A 26,595-nucleotide genomic window follows, 5' to 3' on the forward strand; every position below is an offset into this window, starting at 1 on the left:
GATATAATTTTTAAGATAAATTACGTATAAATAATGGAGGAAAAATGTCAAGAAATGCAACTGTAATTACTTATGGATGCCAAATGAATGTAAATGAAAGCGCAAAAATAAGAAAAATAATGGAAGATATAGGTTATAATATAACTGAAAATATAAATGAAAGTGATGTAGTTTTTCTAAACACATGTACAGTTAGAGAAGGAGCTGCAACACAAATATATGGAAAATTAGGAGAGTTAAAACAAGCTAGAGATGCAAGAGGAACTAAAATAATAATAACTGGATGTTTTGCTCAAGAACAAGGAAGAAAATTATTACAAAAATTCCCTTATATTGATATTATAATGGGAAATCAAAATATTACAAAAATACCTGAAGCTATAGAAAAAATAGAAAAAGCTCAAAAACTTAAAGAAGCAGGTAAATTAAGAGATAAGAAGTTAAAACATGTTGTTTTAACTGGATATGATGATGAATTACCTCCTAGAATAGATGCTGATTTTGATAATGATATAACTGCTTCAATGACAATTGGTTATGGATGTAATAATTTCTGTACATATTGTATTGTTCCATATGTTAGAGGAAGAGAAAAATATATTCCAATGGAACAACTAATTAATCAAGCAAAGGAATATGTAAAAAAAGGTTATAAAGAAATAATGTTACTTGCTCAAAATGTAAATTCATATGGGAAAGGTCTTTCAGAAAATGAAACTTTTGCTAATTTACTTCAAGGCTTAGCAGATATAGAAGGAGATTTTCTTATTAGATTTATTTCTCCTCACCCAAGAGACTTTACTGATGATGTAATTGATGTAATTGCAAAAAATCCTAAGATTGCAAGAAGTGTTCACGCACCATTACAATCAGGGTCAACTAAGGTTTTAAAGGATATGAATAGAGGTTACACTAAGGAACAATATCTTGCTTTAGTAAAAAAATTAAAAGATAGAATACCTGATGTTGCAATAACGACAGATATAATTGTTGGATTCCCTGGAGAAACAGATGAAGAATTTGAAGATACTTTAGATGTAGTTAGACAAGCTAAATATGATACAGCATTTATGTTTATGTATTCCATCAGAACAGGAACAAAGGCAGCAGAGATGGAAGGACAAATAGAAGATAAAGTGAAAAAAGAAAGATTACAAAAATTAATTGCTTTACAAACAGAAATTTCAGGAGAAACAAGTCAAGGATATCAAGGGAAAATTGAAAGAGTTTTAGTTGAGGGACCAAGTAGAAAAAATAAAGAAATGCTTTCTAGTAGAACTTCATCAAATAAAGTAGTTTTATTTAAAGGAGATTCTTCTTTAAGAGGAAAATTTGTAAATGTTAAGATTAACGAATGCAGAACATGGACTCTTTACGGAGAAATAATAGATTAATTATAAAATTAGAAAGGAGAATAGATTGGACCTAGAAAAGTTTTTGTTGAAGGAATTAATAGAAATATGTAAACAGTTAGGCATATATGATTCTTCCATAAAGAAAAAAAATGAATTAACAAAAGTATTAAAAGAACATATGGAAAAAAATTCTAATTATGTTATTGCTGAAGGAAAATTAGATGTAATGACAGATGGATATGGATTTTTAAGAGAAACTTCTGTTGGAAAAGATATATATGTTTCAAGTTCTCAAATAAGAAAATTTAAAATGAGAACAGGGGATCAAATAACTGGAGAAGTAAGAAAACCTATTGGGGATGAGAAAAACTATGCTCTAAGAAAGGTTTTATTTGTAGATGGAAGATTTACAAAAGAAGCAGAGTCTAGAGTTCCTTTTGAAGAATTAACTCCTTCTTATCCTACTGAAAAATTAAAATTAGAAACAAGTAGAAAAAATATTTCAGGAAGGATAATAGATATAATAGCTCCCATAGGAAAGGGACAAAGAGGTCTTATCGTAGCTCCTCCAAAGGCAGGGAAAACTGTATTAATAAGTAATATTGCAAACTCATTAATAGAAAATCATAAGGGTATTGAAGTAATAATATTACTTATTGATGAAAGACCAGAAGAAGTTACAGATATAAAAGAAAATGTTTTAGGAGCAAAGGTTTATGCTTCAACCTTCGATGAAGATCCTAAAAACCATATAAAAGTAACAGAGGAAATATTAGAACAAGCTAAAAGAAAAGTTGAAAATGGAAAAGATGTAGTAATTCTTATGGATTCTTTAACAAGACTAGCTAGAGCTTATAATATAGTAATTCCTTCTAGTGGAAAATTAATATCTGGGGGAATAGATCCAAGTGCTCTTTATTATCCTAAAAATTTCTTTGGAGCAGCTAGAAATATAAGAAAAGGCGGTAGTTTAACAATTATAGCTACAGCTCTTATAGATACAGGAAGTAAAATGGACGACATAATTTACGAGGAATTTAAGGGAACTGGAAATATGGAAATCCATTTGGATAGAAGCTTATCTCAATTAAGAATTTATCCTGCCATTGACATTCAAAAATCAGGAACTAGAAAAGAAGAATTATTAATAGATGCAAATAAGTTGCCAGTTATATGGAAATTTAGAAGATATTTATCTAGTTTAGATAAGAATTCAGCAGCTAAATATTTAATTAATCAAATAAAATTAAGTGAAACAAATGAAGAATTAATAAAAAGATATAAAAATATGGAGGAAAGGTCTTGAGTGTATATTTAAACGAATACGAAAATAAAAGCGGCAAACTAAAAAATAAAGACGTTAAGATCCTTGTTTTATTAACTGTAGTAATTAGTTTAGTTATAGGGTTAGTAATGCTTAGACCTTTTAGTAAAGAAGTTGTAAATTTGGATAAATTTGCAGATTATTATACTACTGATGAAGCTTTAGAAGATGGATATTTATTATTGAAAAGCAATTATTATTCAAATAAAATTGTTTATAATATTAAAGATCGTAAAATAGAAATTCCAGAAGTTAGTGATAAAGACAAGTTCCAAATGCCTGTAAAGAAAATATATAAGGTTGTTTCAGGGGATACATTAAGTGGCATTGCTGTAAATCAAGGTATTGCTTTGTCAGTACTTAGAAATAATAATCCTGGAGTAACAAGTAATTTAAGAGTAGGTCAAGAAATAATTATTCCTTCTATAAATGGAATTTATTATAAAGTTAAAAAGGGAGATTCTCTATATAAGATAGCTTATAAGTTTAGAGTTGAACTAGCTGACATCAAACTATATAACGAATTAGATAAAGAAGAATTATCAATAGGGCAAGAATTATTTTTAAAAGATCCTGATACAGATGTGTTAAATAATATTAATTCATTATTTAAAATGCCAGTTAGATATACAGGAATATCAAGTCCTTTTGGAAATAGATTTCATCCTGTTTTAAAAAGATATATTTTACATGCTGGAGTAGATTTAAGAGCAAGATATGTTCCTGTAAGAGCAGCAAGAAGTGGAACAGTTATCTATGCTGGTTATTCTAGAGGTTATGGAAAATTAATAAAAATAAGACATGCAGACGGATATGAAACAAGATATGCTCATTTAAATAAGATTTACGTTAAAAGAGGAACTAGGGTGAGAATTGGGCAGAATATTGCTCAAAGTGGTATGACAGGAAGAGTTACAGGGCCACATCTACATTTTGAAATTAGAAAAAATGGAAAACCTTTAAATCCTATGAGATATTTAGAAAGATAAAATATTATTATAAAATTTTAGAGGGAAGAGATTCCCTCTAAATTTATATATTTTTATAAATTATTAATTATATTGGAGGAAATTGTGGAAATCAGAGCTTTCTTAGAAAAAAAAGATGTAAAAATTAGTGTGGAAAGATACCTTATAAAAGCTATGAGTAATATGGCTATGGGACTTTTTGCATCACTTCTTGTAGGGACGATACTAAAAACTGTAGGACTTAAATTTGGAATAGAATATTTAGTTAAAGATGTTGCACCAATGGCTATGCAGATGACAGGAGCTGCAATTGGTGTTGCAGTAGCTTATGGACTTAACGCTCCACCTCTTGTTTTATTTGCTTCAACTATAACAGGAGCTAGTGGAAATGCTCTAGGTGGTCCAGCTTGTGCTTTTATTGCAACAATTGTTGGAGTAGAAATTGGTAAATTAATCTCTAAGGAAACAAAAATAGATGTAATATTAACTCCTGCTTTTACAATAATTTCAGGAATGCTAATTGGAACTGCAATAGGACCAATAATTTCAAAAGTTATGTGGACATTTGGAGAGGTTATTATGCGAGCTACTGAATTACAACCATTTTATATGGGTATTTTTGTTTCAGTTTTAGTTGGAATAGCTTTGACTTTACCAATCAGTAGTGCAGCAATTTGTATGATGCTTAGTTTAGGAGGGATAGCTGCAGGAGCAGCAACTGTTGGATGTTGTTCTCAAATGATAGGATTTGCAGTAATAAGTTTTAGAGAAAATGGTTGGGGAGGATTTTTTGCTCAAGGGCTAGGAACTTCCATGCTTCAAATGAGTAATATTATAAAAAACTGGAAGATATGGATTCCATCAATTTTAACTTCAGCTATACTTGGACCAGTAGCTACAATTGTTTTTAAAATGGAAAACAGTCCTTTGGGAGCTGGGATGGGGACAAGTGGTCTAGTAGGTCAGGTTACAACAGTTTCAGTTATGGATAAGGGACCGTCAATATATGTAATAATTTTATTTTTACATTTTATATTGCCAGGTGTAATATCATTAATTATAGCTGAATTTATGAGAAAGAAAAATTGGATAAAAGAGGGAGATTTAAGATTACATCTATAAATTTAAGGAGATAAAAATGAAAAAGACAAAGGAAATTAAGATAGGAAATATTTTAGTTGGGGGAGACAATCCTGTTATTATACAGTCAATGACAAATATCAAAACAAGTGATGCTGAAGGGACTATAAAACAAATTTTAGAATTAGAACAAGAAGGTTGCGAATTAGTGAGGGTTACAGTGAATAATGAAGAGGCAGCAAGAGCAATAAAAGAAATAAAAAAAAGAATAAATATTCCTTTAGTTGCAGATATTCATTTTGATTATAGATTAGCTATTATGGCAATAGAAAATGGTATAGATAAATTAAGAATCAATCCTGGAAATATAGGTAGCGATGAAAAAATTAAATTAGTTGTAGAAAAGGCTAAAGAAAATAATATTCCTATTAGAATAGGAGTTAATAGTGGTTCTGTTGAAAAGAAAATTTTAGAAAAATACGGGGAAGTAACAGCAGATGGTATGGTTGAAAGTGCAATGTATCATGTAGGACTTTTAGAAAAATTTGGTTTTAAGGATATAATTATTTCAATAAAAGCAAGTAATGTAAAAATGATGGTAGATGCATATAGAAAAATTAGTGATTTAGTTGACTATCCATTACATTTAGGAGTTACAGAAGCAGGAACAGCTTTCCAAGGAACAATAAAATCTGCAATAGGAATTGGAAGCCTATTAGTTGCTGGAATAGGAGATACTATTAGAGTTTCTTTAACAGAAAATCCAGTGGAAGAAATAAAGGTTGCTAAAGAAATATTAAAAGTTTTAGGTTTAAGAAAGGGTGTTGAAATAGTTTCATGCCCAACTTGTGGAAGAACAGAAATAGATTTAATATCTTTAGCAAAAAAAGTAGAAAAAGAATTTAAAGATTTAAATGAAAATATAAAAATAGCAGTTATGGGTTGTGTAGTTAATGGACCTGGTGAAGCAAAAGAAGCTGATTTTGGAGTGGCTGGTGGAAAAGGTGAAGGAATTATTTTTAAAAAAGGAGTCATTATCAAAAAGGTTAAAGAAGAAGACATTATAACAGAATTGAAAAGAATAATTGAAAAAAAATAATAAAAAATTAACTTTTTTGCAATATTCTATGTCAAATAAGTATGAAAAAATAAAATCAGGGGAGAAAAGAAATGGATTTTGATCAAATATATGATGAGTATTTCGATCGTGTTTATTACAAAATCCTCAGTTCAGTTAAAAATCCAGAAGATGCGGAAGATTTAGCCCAAGAAGTCTTTATAAGCGTATACAAAAATTTACATAAGTTCCGGGCAGATAGTAAAGTTTATACCTGGATATATAGAATTGCAATAAATAAAACTTATGATTTCTTTAGGAAAAAGAAAATAAATTTGGAGTTGAATGAGGAGATACTAAACATTGAAGAATCTGTAGATCTTAATGGATCTATGATTGTGGAAGAAAATCTAAAAAAATTAGATAAAAGAGAACAAGAAGTTGTTATTCTTAAAGATGTTTATGGATACAAGCTTAGGGAAATAGCACAATTAAAAGGTAGAAATATATCAACAATAAAATCAATATATTATAAAGCGTTAAAAAATTTAGAGGAGGATTAAAATGTCGCCAAAGGAAAGAGTTAGGGTTAATATATATAAACAATTACTAAAAGAAGAAAAACAAAAAAATAAAAGAAAATCTTATTTGTCAATTTCGGTTTTTGTAATAGGTATTTTTGCAGGTTCTATATATAATTTTGTTCCAAGTAACAAAATGCCAGGACTTGAGATCAAAACAACTTCTAATAGCGATGGCCATATTTTTCAACAAAATAATTCAATAGATGAATATTTTAATGGAAAATCAATATCAATGGAAAAAGAAGAGATAAAGGCTGACGAATACTTCTTAATGAACATGCAGGCATAATGGAGGCAGAAAGATATGAAAAAAGTTTATTTAATAATATGTAGTTTAATGATAGGAGCCCTATCTTACGGGTCAGATGCTCCTGTAAAAAATGGAAAAGCTCTAGGATTAATTACAGTGGAAGATTTTGCTAAAGTGGGAGTTCCTAAGGAAAAAGTAGTTAAGGCAAATGAAATTATAAAAAAATCGAAAAATAGATATGAATATTTATTGCTAGATAAAAAAAGTAAAGAATTAGAGATAAATAAATGCATATTAGAAGGTGTAGAAAATAATTGGGATAAAATTGATAAATTAATTGATGAAATTGGGGTCATAGAGGCTAAAATATTAAAGGATAGAATAAGAGCTCAGTATGAAGCCCAAGAATGTATAAGTCAAGAACAATATTTAAAAGCAAGAAACATAGCTATAGAAAGAGTAAGACAAGCAAAAATCACAGAAAATAACAAAACTCAAGCCAAATAACATGTAACACGTAATATATAACACACAAAAAAAGAAAGTTGATTTCAACTTTCTTTTTTTATTTATTTCACTTTATATTATTTTCTGGCCATTTCTTCTAATCTAGCAATTCTATCTGAAGTAGCAGGGTGAGTAGAAAATAAGTTAGCCATTTTTTCTCTAGAAGAAAGAGGACTTATAATAAACATATTTTCTGTTGCAGGATTAGCTTTCATTGGGTTTGACTGAACACCAATTTCTAATTTTCTAAGAGCTCTAGCAAGAAATAAAGGATTTCCACTGATTTTAGCACCATATTGATCTGCTTTGTATTCTCTAGTACGAGAGATAGCCATTTGGACTACCATAGCAGCAATAGGAGCAAAGATAGCAACACCAATTAAAGCAATTGGATTTCCACCATCATCATCATCTCTTCCTCCAAAGATTGCAGCCCATTTTGCCATATTAGCAAGAAAGGCAATTGCTCCAGCAAAGGTAGCAGCAACAGTTCCAATTAGTATATCTCTATTGTTAACATGTCCAAGTTCATGACCTATAACTCCTGAAAGTTCATCATCATCAAGGATATTAAGAATACCAGTAGTAACAGCTACAGCTGCATGTTTAGGATTTCTTCCTGTAGCAAAAGCATTTGGTTGAGAAGAATTAATTCTATAAACTTTTGGCATAGGAAGATTTGCTTTTTTAGTAAGTCCTTGTACCAATTTATAAACATCTGAATTTTCAGAAACAGGTGTAGCTCTATACATTTTTAAAACAATTTTATCACTGTACCAATAGGAAATAAAGTTTCCAACTCCAGCGAATAGTAAGGCTATAATAGTTCCTTGTCTACCTCCTAGGGCATTACCAATAGCCATTAAAATAAAAGTCATGACAGCCATTAATAAAAAAGTTTTGATATTTTTCATATTTCCTCCTTGTATTATATAAATAACTTTTTTTAATTTGAATAACCTTTGAAATTTCTGTATAATAGTCTAGTGATATTATAACATAGTATCCAAAAAATAGAAGGTAATATTTGACGAAAAGGTGGAAAAATGGATAATAAAAATTATATAAAAGCAGTTATAGATATAGGGACAAATTCATGTAGATTATTTTTAGCTAAGGTAGAAGAAAAAAATAAAAAGATATCTATTTTAGAAAAATTATATAAAGAAACTAGGATTACAAAATTAGGAAATTTTATAGAAGAAGATTCTTCGATAAACGAAAATGGTATTTTAAAACTAATTGAAATTATAAATTATTATAATGAAAAAATAAAAAATTATAATTGTGAAAAAATAATTGCCTTTGCAACATCTGCAATAAGAGAAGCGAAAAATAAAAATGAAATACAGAAAAAAATATGCAAAGAAACAGGAATTAAAATAAATGTAATAACAGGAGCAAAGGAAGGAGAAATGACTTTTCTTGGAACCAGTAAAGAATTTAAAGAAAAAATTATGCTTATGGATATAGGTGGAGGAAGCACTGAATTTATTTTTGGAGATTCAAATGAAATAGAATATGTAAAAAGTTTTAAATTAGGAGCTGTAAGAGAAACAAGAAAGTATTTTGAAAATGATAATTATGAAAAAATACAAGAATGTAAAGATGATGTTAGAAGAAGAATAGATGAAATAGAAAAATTTAAAGATAGAGATTTTTTATTCGTTGGAGTAGCAGGGACTATTACTACAAATGTTAGCGTTTATGAAAAAATGGAAAATTATGATACAAAGAAAGTGCATAAATATAAGCTAACTAGAAAAAATTTAGAAGATAATTTAAAATTATTTTTAAGTAAACCTTTAGAAGAAAGAAAAAAAATAATAGGACTTCAACCTGAGCGAGGAGAGAATGTTGTAAGTGGAACACTTATTATATTAGAAGTTATGTCAATTTTAAATAAAGAAGAAATTATAGCATCTGAGTGTGATGGATTAGAAGGAGCTATGATAAGCTTACATAAATAGTGGAGGCTAGGATGCTAAAAAAAAGCTTGAAGATATTTAATATAATGATGTTTTTATTTTTATTCACATTATCTTATTCAAATGATTTACCTAAAGAAAAAGTATCGGATAAAATTTTGTTTATAAGTTCTTATTCATATGATTGGATTTCTGTTCCTAGACAACTAAAGGGATTTTCAGAAAACATAGATAATTGTGCAGATATTCATTATATATTTATGGATACAAAAAAATTTAATTATTCAGATATAAAAAAAGATGTAGATTTTCAGGTAGAAAAGCAATTTAAAAAATTTAATGATTATAAAATTATTATAGCAGGGGATGATAATGCTCTAGATTATATTTTGGATAGAAAAAATAAATATTTTAAAGATAAGGGGATAATTTTTTTAGGAATAAATAATATTAACAAAGGAATAAAAGCAAGCAAAGATCCTATGGTAACAGGGATTCTTGAAAAGCTTTATTATGAAGAAACAATAGCTTTAGCAAAAAAAACATATCCCAAAGCAACAAGGGTTGTTGCAGTAATAGATGATACTAAGTCGTCAAATGGATCTAAAAATCAACTTATTAAATCTTTAGAAAATTTTAAAGACTTAAAGATAAACTACATAGAAACATCAAAACTTTCTAGAAAAGAAATAGGGGAAAGATTATCAAGTTTAAATCTAGGGGAAGATATTCTTATTTTTTTAAATTTCTTAGAAGATTTAAATGGAAATAGTTATTGTGTTGAAAAAGCATCTAAGTTTATTTCTGAAAACTCTTCTGTACCTGTATTTAGAACAGATACAGGTATTAAATTTGGGTTATTAGGTGGGCAAATCATAAATTACGAACAAATGGGAGAAAAAGCCTCAAAAATGGCAAATAAAATCTTACAAGGAGAAAATATAAAAAATATACAGGTAGAAATTTGTGATCCTAAATTAGTAATAAATTATGAAGTATATAAAAAATATAATTTGAAATTGCCTCATCATATAAGAAAAGAAGTTAATTTTATAAATAAACCAGAATCATTTTTTAAAAAATACTCAAATTCAATAATATATACTCTTTTATTAATTATAGCTATTTATAGTATTTCTCTAGCTTTAATTTATTATAATAACTTTAAAAAGCAAAGGAAATTAACTAAAAAAGCTAAATTAAAGGCTGAAGCAAAGGGAAATTTTTTAGCAAGTACTAGTCATGAAATAAGGACACCAATGAATTCTATAATAGGAGCAACAGAATTAATAAAATTAGAGTTAAAAGAGAGTAAAAATAAAAAAATTAAAGAGTATTTAAATATAATTGAAAATTCTTCAGAACTTTTATTAAAATTAATAAATAATGTTTTAGATATTGCGGCAATTGAAAAAAATAAATTTAAATTATCACAAGATGAATTTAAAGGAGAAGAAATATCAACTTATATAGAAAACATGTATCTATATCAATGTGAAAAAAAAGGTATAAAACTAAATATTAATTATATAAATGTAATTGATGAAAAGTTAAAAGGGGATATATTTAGGATTAATCAAATTCTTTTAAATTTAGTGGGAAATGCTTATAAATTTACAGAAAAAGGTGGAAGAATAGACTTAATTATAAGTGAAGAAAAACTAGATAATAATAAGGTAAAACTTAAACTAATAGTTAAAGATACAGGATGTGGAATGAGTGAAGAATTAAAAAATAGATTATTTAATAAATTTGAACAAGAAACATCTAGTACAGTTAGAAAATATGGTGGAAGTGGTTTAGGACTTTCTATAACTAAGAGTATAGTTGAACTTATGAATGGAGAAATTAAAGTTGAAAGTAAAAAAAATATAGGTACAAGTTTTACAGTTGAGCTTTTCTTAGATATTTCTGAAAACAAACAAGAAAAATTAGACACAAGTTTTGAGAAGGAGTATAATTTTTCAGGTAAAAAAATACTTCTTGTGGAAGATAATGAAATAAATAAAATGATAATGAAAAAAATATTAGAAAATGTAGGTGTAGAAGTAAAAACAGCTGAAAATGGTAAAGTTGCTTATGAAGAATTTATAGGTGCAGGGGATAATTATTTTGATTTAATCTTAATGGACTTAAAAATGCCAGAAACAGATGGTTATGCCGGAACTAAATTAATTAGAAATTCAAACATAGGTTACTCAAAGAAAATAAAGATTTATGCAATGACAGCAGATGCTTTTTCAGAGACAATAAAAAAATGTTTTGAAACAGGAATGGATGGGCATATTGCAAAGCCAATAAGTCCTAAAGATTTATATGAATTGTTACAAAATATGTTATAATGATATATATATACTTAAAATACAAGGGGGATATACATGAAGTTTTTATTAAATAGATGCTCAATAGGAGGCTGATCAAGTAAGATAGGGCCAGAGGTTCTTTCTAAAGCATTAAAAAATATCCCAGTTAAAGAAGATAAAAATTTAATTGTAGGATATGAAAAGTCTGATGATGCATCAGTTTACAAAATAAATGAAGAAACAGCGATTATTCAAACTTTAGATTTTTTTACTCCAATGGTAGAAGATCCTTATGTTTTTGGACAAATTGCAGCAGCTAATTCTTTAAGTGATGTTTATGCTATGGGTGGTAAACCAGTAACAGCAATGAATATTGTTTGCTATCCTGAAAAAGAGGATATAAAAGGATTGGAAGAAATAATGAAAGGTGGAGCAGAAAAGGTTTTTGAAGCAGGAGCAGTCCTAAGTGGTGGGCACTCTATTCATGATCAAGAAGCAAAGTATGGTCTTTCTGTTACAGGAATTTGTAATCCTGATAAAATTTTAAAAAATTATGGTTCTCAAACTGGTGATGTACTTATATTGACAAAGCCACTTGGAACAGGAATAATAACAACAGCTTCTAAGATAGGGGAAGCAACTGATAAGCAGATGAAAGAAGTCATAAAGAATATGACAACTTTGAATAAATATGCATCAGAAATAATAACTAAATATCCAGTAACAGCTTGTACAGATATAACAGGTTTTGGTTTTTTAGGACATCTCTATGAAATGGCTGAAGCTTCTGAAAAAACATTTATAATAGAAAGTGAATTAATTCCATATTTAGATGGAGCAAAGGAATTTGCTAGTGAATTTTTTATCACAAGTAGTGGTCAAAAAAATAGAAAACATTTAGAAGGGAAAGCCAAGCTTGATAATATTCCATTTTGGTTAGAAGAAGTATTATTTGATCCTCAGACTTCAGGAGGATTGTTATTTTCTGTATCACCTTCTTACTTAAAAGAAATTATGGAAGAATTATCAGCTTTAGAAATAAAATCATCTGTTGTGGGAACTGTTGAAGATGCTGGAGTAAATAATATAATAGTGAGGTAAATGTATGAATAAAGATTTACTAAAAAAATTACCAAAGGTAGATTACTTACAAAATATTAATTTATTAGACTCTTCAAAAAAAAGCATATCTGAATATGTTTTTTTGCAGTGTATAAAAGAAACAATAGAAAAATTTAGACAAGATATTTTAAGTGAAAAAATATCAAGTTTTGAAGAATATGAAGTGATAGAGGAAATAAAATTTAGAATAGAAAAACATAAAGCTAAAGGAATAAGAAAAGTTATAAATGGAACAGGAACAATAATCCACACAAACTTAGGAAGAAGCATATATTCAAAAGAAATTGGTAAAAAAATATATGATGTCTTAACATCTTATAATAATTTAGAATATGATATAGAAACTGGAAGCAGAGGAAGTAGATATTCTAATTTAGAAAAATTAATAATAAAAGTAACAGGGGCCCAAGGGGCCCTTGTTGTGAATAATAATGCTGCAGCTGTTCTTCTTTGTTTAAATGAATTTGCCAGTAATAAAGAAGTTATAGTTTCAAGGGGAGAACTAGTTGAAATAGGTGGATCCTTTAGAATTCCTAAGATAATGGAATTTTCAGGGGCAAAATTAGTTGAAGTTGGTTCAACTAATAAAACTTATATAGAAGATTATTTAGAAAAAATAAATGAGAAAACAAGGGTTTTAATGAAGGTTCATACTTCTAACTATAAGATACAAGGATTTACTCATGAAATAACAAAAGAAGAGATTGCAAATTTAGCAAAGGAAAAGAATATAATTTCTATGGAAGATTTAGGAAGCGGTAATTTTATAAACTTTTCTAAATATGATGTGACAAAGGAACCGACAGTTTATGAAAGTATTAGCTCTGGAATGGATCTAATTACATTTAGCGGAGATAAACTTTTTGGTGGTTGCCAAGCAGGGATAATATTAGGGAAAAAAGAATATATAGATAGACTTAAAAAAAATCAATATCTTAGAACTATAAGAGTTGATAAACTTACAATAGGAATATTAGAATCTGTATTTGAAATCTATTTAAATGAAAAGGAAAGTGTTAAAAGTATTCCAACATTAAAAATGATCACAGAAAAAAAAGAAGAGGTTTTAAATAGAGGAAAGCTAATGAGTGAGAATTTATCTAAATATGGAATTTCTCATAAAATTATAGAAACTAAGGGGAATATTGGGGGAGGTTCAATGCCTCAAGAGGAAATAGATAGTTTTGGAATAGAATTTTATGGAGCTAAGGCTAATTTCTTAGAAAAAATATTTAGAAAAAATAAACTTTCAATTATTGGAATTATTAGAAATGATAAGTTTATATTGGATTTAAAAACAATAGGTGAAGAGGATATAGAATATATTTGTAAAAATATTTTTGAGATTTATAAAAGGGAAGGACTAATATGAAAAATATAATAATAGGAACTTCAGGACATATAGATCACGGGAAAACTACCTTGATAAAAAATATCACAGGGATAGATACAGATAGACTTCCAGAGGAAAAAAAAAGAGGAATGACAATAGATATAGGTTTTTCTTTTTTAGAAGAAGAGGGAAGAAAAATTGGAATTATTGATGTGCCAGGTCATGAAAAATTTATAAAAAATATGGTGGCAGGAGCATCAGGAATTAATTACTTAATATTAGTTATAGCTTTAGATGATGGGATTATGCCTCAAACTAGAGAACATTTTAATATTTCTAAATTGCTAGGAGTAAAAAAAGGAATAATAGTTTTAACAAAAAGAGATTTGGTTTCAAAGGATAGGGTTGAAGAAGTAAAAAAAGAAATACATGAAGAATTTAAAAATTCTTTTTTAGAAAATGCTAAAATATTTGAAACTTCTTTAAATGATAAAAAATCCTATGAAGATGTAAGAAAGTATTTAATAAAAGATACTTTAGATTTATCAATAAACTATGAAGATGAAGAAAAATTTAAAATGTATATAGATAGAAGCTTTTCTGTAAAAGGGTTTGGAACTGTTGTAACAGGAAGTATATATTCAGGTGAAGTAAAGATAGATGATGTATTAAATTTATATCCTGAAAAATTACAAGTGAAGGTAAAGGGGATAGAAACTCATGCTTATAAAGTTAAAAAATTAGAATCAGGGAATAGATGTGCTTTAAATATTAGCAATATAAATGCTAAAGATATTAAGCGAGGAAATTTATTAACAACTTTTTCTAATTTAAAACCTTCTAATAGAATAGATGTGTTTTTTATTTTACTTAAGAATAAGAAAATAAAGAACAATCAAAGAATTAAACTTTATGTTGGAACAAATGAAGTTATAGGAAGGATTAGTTTTTTTAAGGATAAGGATTTTGCTCAAATAAAACTAGAAAAAGAAGTCTATTTTTTAGAAAAAGATATTGGAATAATTAGAAATTTTTCCCCTGAGGATACCTTAGGAGGAATTAAGATAATTAATTTATTTGGTGAAAAAACAAAGAAAGACAATATAGAATATATTGATAAATTAAAGCATAAACTTTTAATGAAAAAAGAAGAGAAAATAATATTAAATGAAAATAAGAATATATATATATTGGAAAAAGATTTAGATTTAAGACTAGAAAAATTAATTGAATTTTTTAAAGAATCTTATGAAAAAAACAATTTACTTAGAGGAATTTCTAAAATCGAAATTAAAAATAAATTTTTCTTTGAATTTGGGATTCTAGAATTTAATAAAATTTTATCAAATGAAAAATTCACAGCAAAGTTTCAAGTTAATTTAAATGAAATAAAATTAAATAATCATAAAGTGAAACTTAATAAATTACAAAAACAAATTAAAGAAAAAATATTTAAAATATATAAAGAAGCTAAATTTTCTCCAGAAAAATATGATATAATGATGAGAAAATTTATAGAAAAAGAAGAATTTAAAAGAGTTCATAAATATATGTTTGAAGAAAATATGCTTGTTATTTTAGATTCAACTACATTCATATTAAAAGGATTTTTTAAAGAAGCTGAAAAATTAATAAAGAATTATATAGAAAAAAATGGTAAAATAGAGCTTAAAGAATGTAGAGAATTATTAGAGACAGATAGGGAAAATGCAATATTAATTTTAGAAAAATTAGATAAGCTAAAAATAACAATTAGAGAAAATAATTTAAGATACATAAAATAGGAGAGATAACATGAAAAAAAAAGTAAATGCAATAGGTCAAGTTTGTCCAATGCCAGTAATAATGACTAAAAAAGCTTTAAAAGAAATGTTAACAGGAGAATTAGAAGTATTAGTAGATAATGAAATTGCAAAGGATAATGTTGAAAAAATGGCAAAGGAAATGGGCCATACTTATGTGGATTTCAAAGAAGAAGAAAATTTTAAAATTGTAATAACAAAATTAGAAGAAGAAAAGAAAGAAGAAAAGAAAGAAGAAAAAATTGTTGTTGTTCTAGCTTCTGATATAATGGGAGAAGGGGATAAAGAGTTAGGAGATGTTTTAATTAAAGGATTTATTTATTCTTTAACTGAAATGGAAATTCTTCCAAAAACAATATTAATGTATAATAAAGGTGTAATGTTATCAACAATTAATGATAATACAGTTGAAGATTTAAAAAAATTAGAAGCTATGGGAGTTGAAATTTTATCTTGTGGAACATGTGTTAATTATTATGGGGTTCAAGATAAACTAAAAGTTGGAAGTTTAACAAACATGTATACTATAGTAGAAAGACAAATGAAGGCAACTAAAATACTTAGAGTATAGGAAAGGAAAGCAAAAAATGGAAGAAAAGTTTATAATAGCTTCAGCAGATTCTACTCATTTAGTTATGAAGCTAGAAAAATTATTTTTGGATAATGATTTAAAATGTAGAATAATACCCTTACCAACAGAAATATCAGCTAACTGTGGTTTAGCTATAAAATTATCTTTAGAAGATAAAAATAAAGTTTTAGAAATATTAAAGGGAAGAGACGAGGAAATAACGGTTTCTTATGTTGAGAAAAAGGGATTTGAAAAATATATAGAGAAAATTTTATAAATTAAGGAGATGAAAGTGAGAATAAAAAAAAGATTATTAACAGGGCTATTTTTACTGATGACTACAGTATCTTTTTCAAACACTATAAAAGCAGTATATGATAACAAGATACCAGCTGCTATAAAAACTAATATTAAATATAAGGGAAGTGACTTACCAAAACTTTTAGATTATGTTTTTATAAAAACAGTTAGAGGAAATATTAGAAAAAAGCCTCACACAGGTTCTCATGTTATATTAAGAGCCCCATTCAATACTAAGTTTAGAGCTTTAGAAAAAATTCAAGTGAGAAAAAGCATTTGGTATAAAGTACAGGTTGGAAATGAAATAGGATATGTTTCAAGTAAAATAGTTCATTTTAAACAATTTAGATTTGAAAAAATGCTTTCAAAAATAGAAGATTTAGAAACTTTTATAAATGTAAACAAGAAAAAAGGTTTAAAGTTAGTATCAACTCATTCTTATAAACCTAATCCATATAATAAAGATATGAATAGGGAGAAAGATAAGTATGGAGTATCCTTAGATCAAAATATAATCGGGAAATATGAACCTGAAAACTTAACATTACATGTCCCAGATAGATCTATAATGGCAGTTTTAAGTGAAGGTAAAAAATATGCAATGGTTGATATAGAAGGAATAAAAGAGTCTCCAATAAAAATAGAAAAAAGTTATATAACAACTCGTCCAAATATAGGGAAAGGATTTAAAAAAGCAATTGCAGTTGATTTAAAAAATCAAAATCTAGGTATTTTTGAAAAAATTAATGGTGAATGGACTTTAATTTCATATATTTACGGGAAAACAGGATTAGAAAGCACATTAGGGTTTGAAACTCCTAGAGGTTCTTTTGTTGTTCCAAATGTAAAATATGAAATGGAATATAGGGATAATTTTGGTAGAGATTCAGGAATGGCAAGATATGCAATAAGATTTAGTGGTGGAGGATATCTTCATGGAACTCCTTTAGAGCATGTTGAAGATAAGAATAAAGACTTTTTCTTAGATGAAAAAGAAAGAGGACTTGGGACATATAGAGGAACAAGAAAATGTATAAGAAATACAGAAGAGCATGCAAGATTTTTATTTGACTGGGTATTAGAAGGAACAAAAAGAAATATAAGCTCAAATTATCAAAGACCAAAGGATAATGTAATGTTTGTTATATTTTAAACATAGGAGGTCTTATGAATGTAATTATAACAGGAGTTACTAGAGGAATAGGATATAATATAGCTTTAGAATTTATTAAAAGAGGTGATAAAGTTATAGGTATTTCTAGGACTGGGAAAGAACTAGAAAAGATAAGGGAAAATTTTCCTTTGAATTTTATTCCTATTAAGTCAGATATAACAAATGAAGAAGAGATAGATAATATTTATAAAAAATTAAAGGATATGAAAATTTCCCCTGATATTTTAGTTAATAATGCAGGAGTTGGATATATTTCAAATTTTTGTGACTTATCTTGGGAAAAGAATAAAAGAATGATTTCTTTAAATATAATAGCTTTAACATATATGACTCATAAATTTTTAGAAGAAATAGAGAATAATGATGGAGCTAAAGGGATAATAAATGTTTCATCAACAGGAGCTTGTCAAAGCGGGGGCCCTTTATTTGCTACTTATTATGCAAGTAAATCTTATGTTAAGTCATTTTCAAATGGAATTTCAGAAGAATTAAGAGATAAAAATATAAGAGTAATGTGTCTTTTACCAGGTCCAACAAAAACTACTTTTAATGGAATGGAAAAAGCAGAAGGTTTTTATATAATGAATGCTTCTAAAGTTGCAAAAATAGCGGTTAAAGATTTTTTTAAGGGAAAAGAAATTTCTATTCCAGGATGAACAAATAAATTCTTAGTTGCTATTGGAAATATTATTCCTAGAAGTTTAGAATTAAAAATTTTAAAAAATATTCAAAATAAAAAATAAATATTTAAAGGAGGAGAAAGATGGTAGTAGGAATTGTAATAATTTTATTAATAGCTTTCATGGCAATGTTTATGGTAGGGATTTACAATAAACTAGTAAAGGGAAGAAATTTTGTAGAAGAAGCATTTTCCACAATAGATGCATATTTGAAAAAAAGATATGATCTTATTCCAAATCTTGTTTCAACAGTTAAAGGATATAAAGAATATGAAGGTGAAACTTTAGAAAAGGTTATTGCAGCAAGAAATAGATATATGTCTGCTACAACTCCTGAAGAAAAAATAGCAAATGAAAATATGATAGCAGGAACTTTAGGGAAATTATTTGCTTTAAAAGAAGCTTATCCTGATTTAAAAGCAAATCAAAATTTTATGAAATTACAAGATGAACTTTCAAATATAGAAACAGATATTTTACAATCTAGAAAATATTATAATGGGACAGTTAGAAATTATAATACTAGTTGTGAAACTTTTCCAAGTGTAATCATAGCTAATATGTTTGGTTTTAAAAAATCTCCATTCTTTAAAATAGAAAATGAAGAGGAAAAGAAAAATGTTAAAGTGGAGTTTTAGTTTATTTTTTCTTATGGTTAGTTTAGCCTTTGGAGATGGTGGCTATGTGATTAATAACTATAAGGTGAACTTAAAAGTTAATGAAAAAAATGTATATTCCATTCAAGAGGATATAAAGGTTAACTTTTTAGAAAGTAGAAGAGGGATATATAGAGTTATTCCTACAAAATTTAATGGAAGAGAAATTAAATTAACAAATTTAAAGGCAAATGAAAAGGCAACTTTTAGAGATAAAGGATCTTATGTTTATTTAAGGTTAGGAGATCCTAATATATATTTAACTGGAATAAAAGATTATAAAATTTTATATGATTATGATTTAGGATGGGATAGAAATTCAAAATATGATGAAGTTTATTATAACTTGATTGGAAATGACTGGGATACAATTATAAAAAGTATGTCATTTAATATTGAATTACCAAAACCATTTGATCCAGAAAAGATTAATTTTACTTTAGGAAAATTTGGTAGTGTAAATACTTCAGGAGTTGTGTGGACTGTAGATGGTCTTAATATTAAAGGTTATACAACAAGAGTATTGAATCCTGGTGAAAGTGTTACAATGGCCCTTCCTTTAGAAGAGGGATATTTCAATGTAGGAAATGCTAAAACTAAATATTATATGTTGATTTTATTAATGGCATTAGTTTATATAAGTGCTCCTATAATATCTTATATATTCTATAAAAAATATAGTGATAAGGATGAGATTATTGAAACAGTTGAATTTTATCCACCAGAAAAAATGAATCCAACAGAAATAGGTTATTATATTGATAATAGAGTTGATTTAAAGGATATTACAAGTTTAATTATCTACTGGGCAAGTAAGGGATATTTAATAATAGAGGAAATAGAAAAGAAAAATATGTTTTCAAAATCTTCTTTAAAATTTATTAAATTAAAAGAGATAGAAACAAAAAATGAATATGAAAAATATTTATTTAACTCTTTATTTACTTATTCAAATGATAATAATGAAGTTAATATTAATGATTTAAGAGATTCTTTTTATACTCATATAAATAAAGCGGCTAAAATATTTAAAATTGATTTAGTTATGGATAAAAAAACTGTATATATTCCTAAGATATTAAAATTAGGAGAAAAAGTAAGAGTAATATCAATAATTGCAATAGCAGCTGTAACATTATTTTTCTTTAATCAATACGGACAACCAGAAATAGAAAAATCATTTGTTCAAATAATAGCAGTGCTATTATCAGCATTAACAACTCTTTATTTTACAGGTAAAATTAGAAAAAGAACGGAGTTTGCAAATGGTATTTTAGGAAGAATTTTAGGATTTAAGAGATTTTTAACAGTTACAGAAAAAGCTAAATTAGAAGCTTTGATAAAAGAAAATCCAAGTTATTTTTATGATATATTACCATATACAATAGTTTTAGGAGTGAGTGATGCTTGGGCTAATAAATTCAATGACCTAGTAACTACTCCACCTAATTGGTATAGATCTAATACAATGGGGGATACTTTTGTATTGTATATGTTTATGTCTAGTTTGAATCATTCAATGGCAAGAGTAAATCAAGATATGATGTCTTCACCTAAGGCTCCATCGAACTTTGGTGGTGGAATGTCTTCTATGGGAGGAGGTTCTGCTGGTGGAGGAGCTGGCGGAGGCGGAGGCGGAAGCTGGTAAAATAAAAACCCTTCAGTTTTAAAACTGAAGGGTTTTTTTATTTGTTTATAATTTTTTTAGGCGATAAACATTTGTTTTTTTTAGGTCTTTAATTGCTTCTTTTGATATTTTAAGTTTTTCTATTAACTCATTATTTTTCTTTAATGGATAATTAGAAAGAATACATTTTGTTGAATAAGATTCAAATTGTCCTAATGAAAAACTAGTAATACTTCCTGAAATATTTCCAAAATCAGTGGTTAAATTTCTAAAAAAATTTATTATAATTAAATCCATATTATTGATTCTGTTAAAACAAATTATTCTATTTAAATTTCCTTGAGCTATAATTTCTCCAGAAAAGATATAATTTGCTTCTTTGTAATTTTTAGGATTTTCAACTAACCAAAAAACAGTACATTTTCTTGATTCTTTTTCTATCTCTATTACACATTCAACAAGTCTTGGCTTTTTTTTTCTGGCATCATAAAAATAATAATATAATAATTCTGTAGTTTCAGAAATTTTTTCAGAATTTTTTTTTTCTAGTGAATTTTCAAATATTTTTTTTTGATTATCGTATAAAAAATAAGAAACAGGTATTTTTAAAGCTTCTGAAATATCATATAATGTTCTAATATCTATTGTTATTTCTGAATTTTCATATTTTGAAAGAGTAGATTTACTTTTAAATATTTTTTTTGAAAAACTTTCAAGAGTATAATTTTTTTTCTTTCTATAAAATTTAATTTTATTACCAATATATTTAGGTATATCTATATCGTTCATAAGTTATATATCACCCCTTACTTTTCTTACTTTAAAATTATTATACCATAAATAATATTAAAATGGAAAGTCTCATAAAAAGGTAATTATTTTTAATAACAATGATAATAATAATTTTTTTTATATGAATTATTTAATTTTACAGATAAAAGTTTCTTTAAAAGAAAATTTTATTTTATTTTTTTCTTAGAAATATATTTTCTGGAATTTGGAATATTATTACAATTTTAGTATAATAAAAACATATTTAAAACATAAATATTTTCTAGAAAAGGTTTTTATGGGTTGACTAATCTCAGAATAGTGTTAAATTTTTAATGTTTATTAAAAATATAGTATTTATAGTTGAAAATTTTTATTAAATATTATATTAATAACTATTCTTTTATTTCAAGGAGGAAATTATGATAAATTTGTTTAAAAGAAATAAGAACAAAGAAGGAGAAAAAATAGAAACGGTACATCCTTTTTATTACTTACTTATAATTCTTATTATAGTTTTAATAGTATCAAATATTATACCAAGTGGACAATACGAACGTTTTATTAAAGATGGACGTACTATTGTTGATCCAACTACTTTTAAATTTATTGGGAAAACACATGTTGGATTTGTAGATTTTATGCAATCATTTTATTTTGGATTTAAAGCAATAGCTGGTCTTGTAGCATTAATACTTTTTTGTGGTGGAGCTTTTGGAATTGCAAATGAAATTAATTTATTAGAAAATTTATTAAAAGCAATATATAAAAGAGTTAAACATTTTAATTTTACATTGTTTGTTTATTTATTGATGCTAATTTTTGGTTTATTTACTTCATTTACAGGTTTTTATGATTTAATTTGTATAGTATTTATTCCTATTGTAGTTCCATTAACTTTAGCCTTAGGATATGATGTTTTAACTGGAGTTGCAATATTAATGGTCAGTTCATGTATAGGTCATGGAACAGCAATGGCAAGTCCATTTTTTACAGCAATAGCTCATACTATAGCAGAACTTCCTATTTTTTCAGCCCTTTGGTATAGAGGACTTTCTTTTGTGGTATTATTAATACCAGCAACATTATATATAGTGAAATATGCAAATGGAGTAAAAAATAATCCAAGTAAATCTTTACTATATGGAATGGATCTTGGATATGAAGCACTAGATGAGGATGTTGAAGTTAAAATGTCTCCAGCACTTAAAAGAGCAGCAGTTCCATTTGTAGGTTCTTTTATTTTTCTAATCTACGGTTCAGTAAAATTAAATTTTGGATATGCAGATATGACAGGTACATTTGTTGCAATGGGATTTTTAACCGCTCTTGCATATGGAATGAGTTTAAATGATTATTGTAAATATTTAGCAAAGGGAATGACAGTGATGTTTATTCCAACAATGGTAATGATATATGCAAGAGCAATATTATATCTGCTAGAACAATCAAATACTATTGATACAATTATTATGTTCTTTGGGAACTTTATTTCTGGAGGATCAGGTTATTTATCAGCTACAATGATGTTTGTTGTACAGTCTTTAATTAATTTAATAATTCCTTCAGGAAGTGGACAAGCATTAGTAACTATGCCTATGATAATACCTTTAGCAGATATGGCTAATATACCAAGACAAGTAGCATGTCTTGCATCACAATTTGGAGATGGATTCTCAAACTTTATCTGGCCTACATGTGGTTCTCTTTTAGCAATATTAGCAATAGCAAAAGTACCATATACTAAATGGGTAAAGTTCTTTGCGCCATTATTCTTAATAATTACTTTATCAAGTTTTGCTTTAATCTGGATTGCAATAGCAATAGGACTAGGTCCTTTCTAAAAAAATAAGTTTATAATATAAAAAATGGAGGAGAGAATGGATAGTAAGTTAATAGATTTACAGTCAGTATGCAATAAAATAATTAGCTTTAATCTTGGTGTTAAAAAAGAAGAGGAAGTTTTAATCGTGGCTGATACAGGAACAGATATGAGAATTTCAAATGCACTTGCAGCATCAGTACAGTCAATAGGAGCTGAATTTACTATAGCTATAATGCCAACTAGAAAAGCTAATAGTAAAAAAGCGTTACGAACAACAAATGCAATAGCAAAAGCTGCTGAAGCTGTTGACGTTTTAATTACAATTTCGAAGGGGAGTGCTCCAGCGTTTGATAGTAGGCTTGTGGATTTATTATTTAAAGAAAAAAGTCTTAGAACATGTTATATAAACGGAAGAGAAATTGACACATATTTAAAAGGTGGAGCTTTAGCAGATTATGAAGCGATATATAAAGATGGTCTGAAATTAAAAGAAGAATGGGATAAAAGAAAAACTTTTGAACTTAAATCAGCTTCAGGTTCATTTATTAAAGGGGAGCTAGGAGAATATCCAACTTTACTTGGATGTGGAGTAGCTAGAGAAAAAGGAACAGATATGGCATTTTCAGATGGTGAAGTATCATTAACTCCTAATGATAATAGTGTAAATGGTGTTCTTGTTATTGATGGACCTATTCAAACTTTAGGTATGCCATCAAAACCAATAAAACTTACAATAAAAAATAGCAGAGTTATATCAGTGGATTCAGGAGATTCTTCAATAGTGGCAAAATTAAAAAATGTATTTGAGACAGTTGAGAATTCAAATTATATTGCTGAACTTGCAATTGGTTTAAATCCTTGTTGTTTAAAAGAGGGAGATTTTATTGAAGAAAAAAAAGCATATGGTAATTCACATATGGCTCTTGGTGATAATACTTATTTTGGTGGTGATATTAAAAGTGGAATACACTGGGATGTGATTATTAGAAATCCTACTATAACAATGGATGAAATTGAATTTGTTCAAGAGGGAATTGTAACAATTTTAAAATAAAAAAGGCACTTATGTGCCTTTTTTTTAATTTTAAAATTCAGGAGGAGTTACAGCAAATATAACAATAGATTTGTCATCGCTTAAATTTATCCATTTATGAGCTTTTGAAGCTGGAATATGGACAGAGTCTCCTTCTTCCATTATAGCTGAATTATTTTCTATAATTATTTTAACCATTCCTTTTAAAACTAAAGCTATTTCTTCACCCTTATGTTCTTTTGGTTCTAAAGAAGATTCAGAAAATTTATCGTTAAAAATCATTTTCATTACTTCTAATTCTGTAGGAATTCCAGGAGATATAAGTTCATAATTAACATTTTTAGTAGAAATAATTTTTCTATCTTCTTTTTTTAATATCTGAATTTTATTTTCCTCTTCAGTATTTTCTAAAAATAATTTAAAAAGTGGCACTTCTAAAACATCAGCAATAGCTTTAATAGTATTCAAAGAAGGGTTAGCATTACCTTTCTCTATTTGACTAAGCATAGAAGAAGATATTCCAGATTTTTCTGCAACATCTTTTAAAAATATTTTCTTTTGTTTTCTAATATTTTTAATTGCTAGTCCAACATTAATTTCTTTATTCATAACTAACTTCCTTTCCTTACTGTTTATATAATAATTATACACTATTTTAAATTAAATTTAAATAAATATATAAATGAATTAAAAAATAAAAATCTGTAAAAATTTAATCATATTAAAGTTTAAAGAAATGTTATTTTTTAACTACAGTTAAATAATTTAAAAAAATTTAATTTTATTGTTGATTTTTGTGTTCGGATAGGGTATAATCAGTTTATAATTAAATTATATTTAATTTTTATGGAATAATTAACTTCTGATAAATCCCGGGTCATTGGAAGCTAATTAAATTATATTAAAATGAAAATTGAAAAAAGTTTAATGTAATTAAATTAAATCAGAATAAATTAATAATTTATAAACTAATACGGAGGTAGTAAAATGAGTTCAACTTTTATAGTTTTAGCAATAGCGTTATCCATATCATTATTAATACTTTTAACGGTAAAGGTAAAGTTACATCCATTTTTCGCATTATCAGTAAGTGCTTTTTTCTTTGGAATAGTAACAAAGCATTCTATTCCAGATATAATTAATGCTTATTCAAATGGACTAGGTGGTACAATTGCAGGAATAGGTGTGGTAATCGCCATAGGAACAGTTATGGGTGGTTTACTAGAACATAGTGGAGCAGCGGAAACAATGGCAGCAACTATTTTGAAAATAACAGGGAAAAAGAATGCAGATATAGGATTAGCAGTAACAGGTTATTTTGTATCTATTCCAGTTTTCTGTGATTCAGCTTTTGTTTTATTGTCACCTTTAGCAAAAAGAATGAGTAAAGATACTAGACAAAGTATGACAACAATGGCAGTTGCCCTTGCTATGGGATTACATGCAACACATATGTTAGTTCCTCCAACTCCAGGACCTCTAGCAGTTGCAGGAATATTAGGAGCTAATTTAGGTTTAGTAATATTATTAGGAATGTTAGTATCTATACCAGTAACAGCTATATCTATAATAGCTGGAAGAATTTTAGGAAAAAAATATTATTTCTTACCTGAATTAGAAGATGAAATTTCTGAAGAAGAAAATAAAGATGTTAAACGTCCATCAGCTTTAATGAGTTTTTTACCAATATTATTACCAATATTCTTAATGTTATTAAGAACTGTTGCAACATTCAAAGGAGCTCCTTTAGGAAATGGAATGTTATTTAATATTGTAGATGCTTTAGGACAAACAATAGTAGCTTTATTTATTGGGTTAATAATTTCATACTTTACATATAGATCTGTTTATCCAAATGATAAAGAAGTTTGGACTTTTGAAGGAATATTTGGAGAATCTTTAAAAACAGCAGGGCAAATAGTTTTAATAGTAGGTGCAGGTGGAGCATTTGCAACTGTTTTAAAATTAGCTAATCTTCAAGAAATAGTTATGCAAGTTTTCTCAGGATTAAGTATAGGAATTATTGTACCATTTATTATTGGAGCTATATTTAGAACAGCAATTGGTTCAGGAACAGTAGGAATGATCACTGCAGCATCTATGCTATTACCTTTAGTTGATGTATTAGGATTTAATTCTCCAATAGGTCTTGTTATAGCAATGCTTGCTTGTGCTGCTGGTGGATTTATGATATTCCATGGAAATGATGATTTCTTCTGGGTAGTTACTTCTACTTCAGGAATGAAACCAGAGATTGCTTATAAGGTATTTCCATTAATAAGTATATTACAATCATTTACAGCATTGATATGTGTTTATATATTAAAAGTGATATTTTTATAAAT

General features: G+C 27.1%; 25 protein-coding genes. 22 read left to right on the forward strand and 3 right to left on the reverse strand.

Going from position 1 to position 26,595, the window contains the following annotated elements; all coding sequences use genetic code 11:
- The first annotated feature begins 44 nt into the window (after nucleotides 1-44).
- The 8 genes from miaB (at nucleotide 45) to Q7K47_06600 (ending at nucleotide 7,125) form a co-directional block, all read left to right on the forward strand.
- On the forward strand, nucleotides 45-1,394 hold the full coding sequence (gene miaB, locus Q7K47_06565) for a tRNA (N6-isopentenyl adenosine(37)-C2)-methylthiotransferase MiaB (GenBank protein MDP0506885.1): 1,350 nt from the start codon (nucleotides 45-47) through the stop codon (nucleotides 1,392-1,394).
- Nucleotides 1,395-1,419: 25 nt separating this feature from the next.
- Nucleotides 1,420-2,661, forward strand: a complete 1,242-nt coding sequence (rho, locus tag Q7K47_06570) for a transcription termination factor Rho (GenBank protein MDP0506886.1) — start codon at nucleotides 1,420-1,422, stop codon at nucleotides 2,659-2,661.
- Nucleotides 2,658-3,668 carry a M23 family metallopeptidase gene (locus tag Q7K47_06575; protein ID MDP0506887.1) on the forward strand — a complete coding sequence of 337 codons (1,011 nt, stop codon included), beginning with the start codon at nucleotides 2,658-2,660 and terminating at the stop codon, nucleotides 3,666-3,668. Before rho ends, Q7K47_06575 begins: the two co-directional genes overlap by 4 nt.
- Before the next feature lie 81 nt (nucleotides 3,669-3,749).
- Entirely contained in the window at nucleotides 3,750-4,769 is a 1,020-nt protein-coding gene (locus Q7K47_06580; protein ID MDP0506888.1) for a PTS sugar transporter subunit IIC, read from the forward strand.
- A gap of 16 nt (nucleotides 4,770-4,785) precedes the next feature.
- Nucleotides 4,786-5,826, forward strand: coding sequence for a flavodoxin-dependent (E)-4-hydroxy-3-methylbut-2-enyl-diphosphate synthase (ispG, locus tag Q7K47_06585; protein MDP0506889.1), 1,041 nt, complete (start codon nucleotides 4,786-4,788; stop codon nucleotides 5,824-5,826).
- 71 nt (nucleotides 5,827-5,897) lie between these two features.
- Complete coding sequence (locus tag Q7K47_06590) at nucleotides 5,898-6,347, forward strand: RNA polymerase sigma factor (protein MDP0506890.1); 450 nt, start codon at nucleotides 5,898-5,900, stop codon at nucleotides 6,345-6,347.
- Between the two features lies 1 nt (nucleotide 6,348).
- Nucleotides 6,349-6,657 carry a hypothetical protein gene (locus Q7K47_06595; GenBank protein MDP0506891.1) on the forward strand — a complete coding sequence of 103 codons (309 nt, stop codon included), beginning with the start codon at nucleotides 6,349-6,351 and terminating at the stop codon, nucleotides 6,655-6,657.
- A gap of 15 nt (nucleotides 6,658-6,672) precedes the next feature.
- Nucleotides 6,673-7,125 carry a hypothetical protein gene (locus Q7K47_06600; GenBank protein ID MDP0506892.1) on the forward strand — a complete coding sequence of 151 codons (453 nt, stop codon included), beginning with the start codon at nucleotides 6,673-6,675 and terminating at the stop codon, nucleotides 7,123-7,125.
- Between the two features lie 77 nt (nucleotides 7,126-7,202).
- Here the strand turns inward: Q7K47_06600 and htpX are convergent, their stop codons facing one another.
- Nucleotides 7,203-8,039: a zinc metalloprotease HtpX gene (gene htpX, locus Q7K47_06605; protein MDP0506893.1), complete on the reverse strand. Its 837-nt coding sequence runs from the start codon at nucleotides 8,037-8,039 to the stop codon at nucleotides 7,203-7,205.
- Between the two features lie 132 nt (nucleotides 8,040-8,171).
- Between htpX and Q7K47_06610 the strand changes: the two genes are divergently transcribed.
- The 11 genes from Q7K47_06610 to Q7K47_06660 all read left to right on the forward strand — a co-directional run bounded on the left by Q7K47_06610 (nucleotide 8,172) and on the right by Q7K47_06660 (nucleotide 20,642).
- Nucleotides 8,172-9,095 carry a Ppx/GppA family phosphatase gene (locus Q7K47_06610; GenBank protein MDP0506894.1) on the forward strand — a complete coding sequence of 308 codons (924 nt, stop codon included), beginning with the start codon at nucleotides 8,172-8,174 and terminating at the stop codon, nucleotides 9,093-9,095.
- Between the two features lie 11 nt (nucleotides 9,096-9,106).
- The gene (locus tag Q7K47_06615) at nucleotides 9,107-11,395 is read left to right on the forward strand and encodes an ABC transporter substrate binding protein (protein ID MDP0506895.1); all 2,289 of its coding nucleotides are present in this window, start codon (nucleotides 9,107-9,109) and stop codon (nucleotides 11,393-11,395) included.
- 36 nt (nucleotides 11,396-11,431) lie between these two features.
- Nucleotides 11,432-12,457, forward strand: coding sequence for a selenide, water dikinase SelD (gene selD, locus Q7K47_06620; protein MDP0506896.1), 1,026 nt, complete (start codon nucleotides 11,432-11,434; stop codon nucleotides 12,455-12,457).
- Between the two features lie 4 nt (nucleotides 12,458-12,461).
- Complete coding sequence (gene selA, locus Q7K47_06625; GenBank protein ID MDP0506897.1) at nucleotides 12,462-13,850, forward strand: L-seryl-tRNA(Sec) selenium transferase; 1,389 nt, start codon at nucleotides 12,462-12,464, stop codon at nucleotides 13,848-13,850.
- Nucleotides 13,847-15,595, forward strand: a complete 1,749-nt coding sequence (gene selB / locus Q7K47_06630; protein MDP0506898.1) for a selenocysteine-specific translation elongation factor — start codon at nucleotides 13,847-13,849, stop codon at nucleotides 15,593-15,595. Before selA ends, selB begins: the two co-directional genes overlap by 4 nt.
- 10 nt (nucleotides 15,596-15,605) lie before the next feature.
- Nucleotides 15,606-16,184 carry a sulfurtransferase-like selenium metabolism protein YedF gene (gene yedF, locus Q7K47_06635; protein ID MDP0506899.1) on the forward strand — a complete coding sequence of 193 codons (579 nt, stop codon included), beginning with the start codon at nucleotides 15,606-15,608 and terminating at the stop codon, nucleotides 16,182-16,184.
- Between the two features lie 16 nt (nucleotides 16,185-16,200).
- Nucleotides 16,201-16,461, forward strand: coding sequence for a DUF3343 domain-containing protein (locus Q7K47_06640; GenBank protein MDP0506900.1), 261 nt, complete (start codon nucleotides 16,201-16,203; stop codon nucleotides 16,459-16,461).
- 9 nt (nucleotides 16,462-16,470) lie between these two features.
- Nucleotides 16,471-17,637 (forward strand): L,D-transpeptidase, encoded by a 1,167-nt coding sequence (locus Q7K47_06645; GenBank protein ID MDP0506901.1) that lies wholly within the window; start codon nucleotides 16,471-16,473, stop codon nucleotides 17,635-17,637.
- 14 nt (nucleotides 17,638-17,651) lie between these two features.
- Nucleotides 17,652-18,314 carry an SDR family NAD(P)-dependent oxidoreductase gene (locus Q7K47_06650; protein MDP0506902.1) on the forward strand — a complete coding sequence of 221 codons (663 nt, stop codon included), beginning with the start codon at nucleotides 17,652-17,654 and terminating at the stop codon, nucleotides 18,312-18,314.
- A gap of 107 nt (nucleotides 18,315-18,421) precedes the next feature.
- Nucleotides 18,422-18,976: a LemA family protein gene (locus tag Q7K47_06655; GenBank protein MDP0506903.1), complete on the forward strand. Its 555-nt coding sequence runs from the start codon at nucleotides 18,422-18,424 to the stop codon at nucleotides 18,974-18,976.
- A complete protein-coding gene (locus Q7K47_06660; GenBank protein MDP0506904.1) occupies nucleotides 18,957-20,642 on the forward strand; it encodes a DUF2207 domain-containing protein in 1,686 nt (561 codons plus the stop codon). Before Q7K47_06655 ends, Q7K47_06660 begins: the two co-directional genes overlap by 20 nt.
- Before the next feature lie 45 nt (nucleotides 20,643-20,687).
- Here the strand turns inward: Q7K47_06660 and Q7K47_06665 are convergent, their stop codons facing one another.
- On the reverse strand, nucleotides 20,688-21,410 hold the full coding sequence (locus Q7K47_06665; protein ID MDP0506905.1) for a helix-turn-helix transcriptional regulator: 723 nt from the start codon (nucleotides 21,408-21,410) through the stop codon (nucleotides 20,688-20,690).
- Nucleotides 21,411-21,814: 404 nt separating this feature from the next.
- Here Q7K47_06665 and Q7K47_06670 point away from each other — a divergent pair, with 404 nt between their 5' ends.
- Both Q7K47_06670 and Q7K47_06675 read left to right on the forward strand, forming a co-directional pair.
- Nucleotides 21,815-23,236, forward strand: a complete 1,422-nt coding sequence (locus Q7K47_06670; protein ID MDP0506906.1) for a hypothetical protein — start codon at nucleotides 21,815-21,817, stop codon at nucleotides 23,234-23,236.
- A gap of 36 nt (nucleotides 23,237-23,272) precedes the next feature.
- On the forward strand, nucleotides 23,273-24,271 hold the full coding sequence (locus Q7K47_06675; protein MDP0506907.1) for an aminopeptidase: 999 nt from the start codon (nucleotides 23,273-23,275) through the stop codon (nucleotides 24,269-24,271).
- 30 nt (nucleotides 24,272-24,301) lie between these two features.
- Here the strand turns inward: Q7K47_06675 and Q7K47_06680 are convergent, their stop codons facing one another.
- Nucleotides 24,302-24,859, reverse strand: coding sequence for a helix-turn-helix domain-containing protein (locus Q7K47_06680; protein MDP0506908.1), 558 nt, complete (start codon nucleotides 24,857-24,859; stop codon nucleotides 24,302-24,304).
- Nucleotides 24,860-25,237: 378 nt separating this feature from the next.
- Here Q7K47_06680 and Q7K47_06685 point away from each other — a divergent pair, with 378 nt between their 5' ends.
- Nucleotides 25,238-26,593, forward strand: a complete 1,356-nt coding sequence (locus Q7K47_06685) for a GntP family permease (GenBank protein MDP0506909.1) — start codon at nucleotides 25,238-25,240, stop codon at nucleotides 26,591-26,593.
- The last annotated feature ends 2 nt before the right edge of the window (nucleotides 26,594-26,595 follow it).

The organism is Fusobacterium sp. JB019 (assembly GCA_030673965.1).
In the GTDB taxonomy this organism is placed as follows: domain Bacteria; phylum Fusobacteriota; class Fusobacteriia; order Fusobacteriales; family Fusobacteriaceae; genus Fusobacterium_B.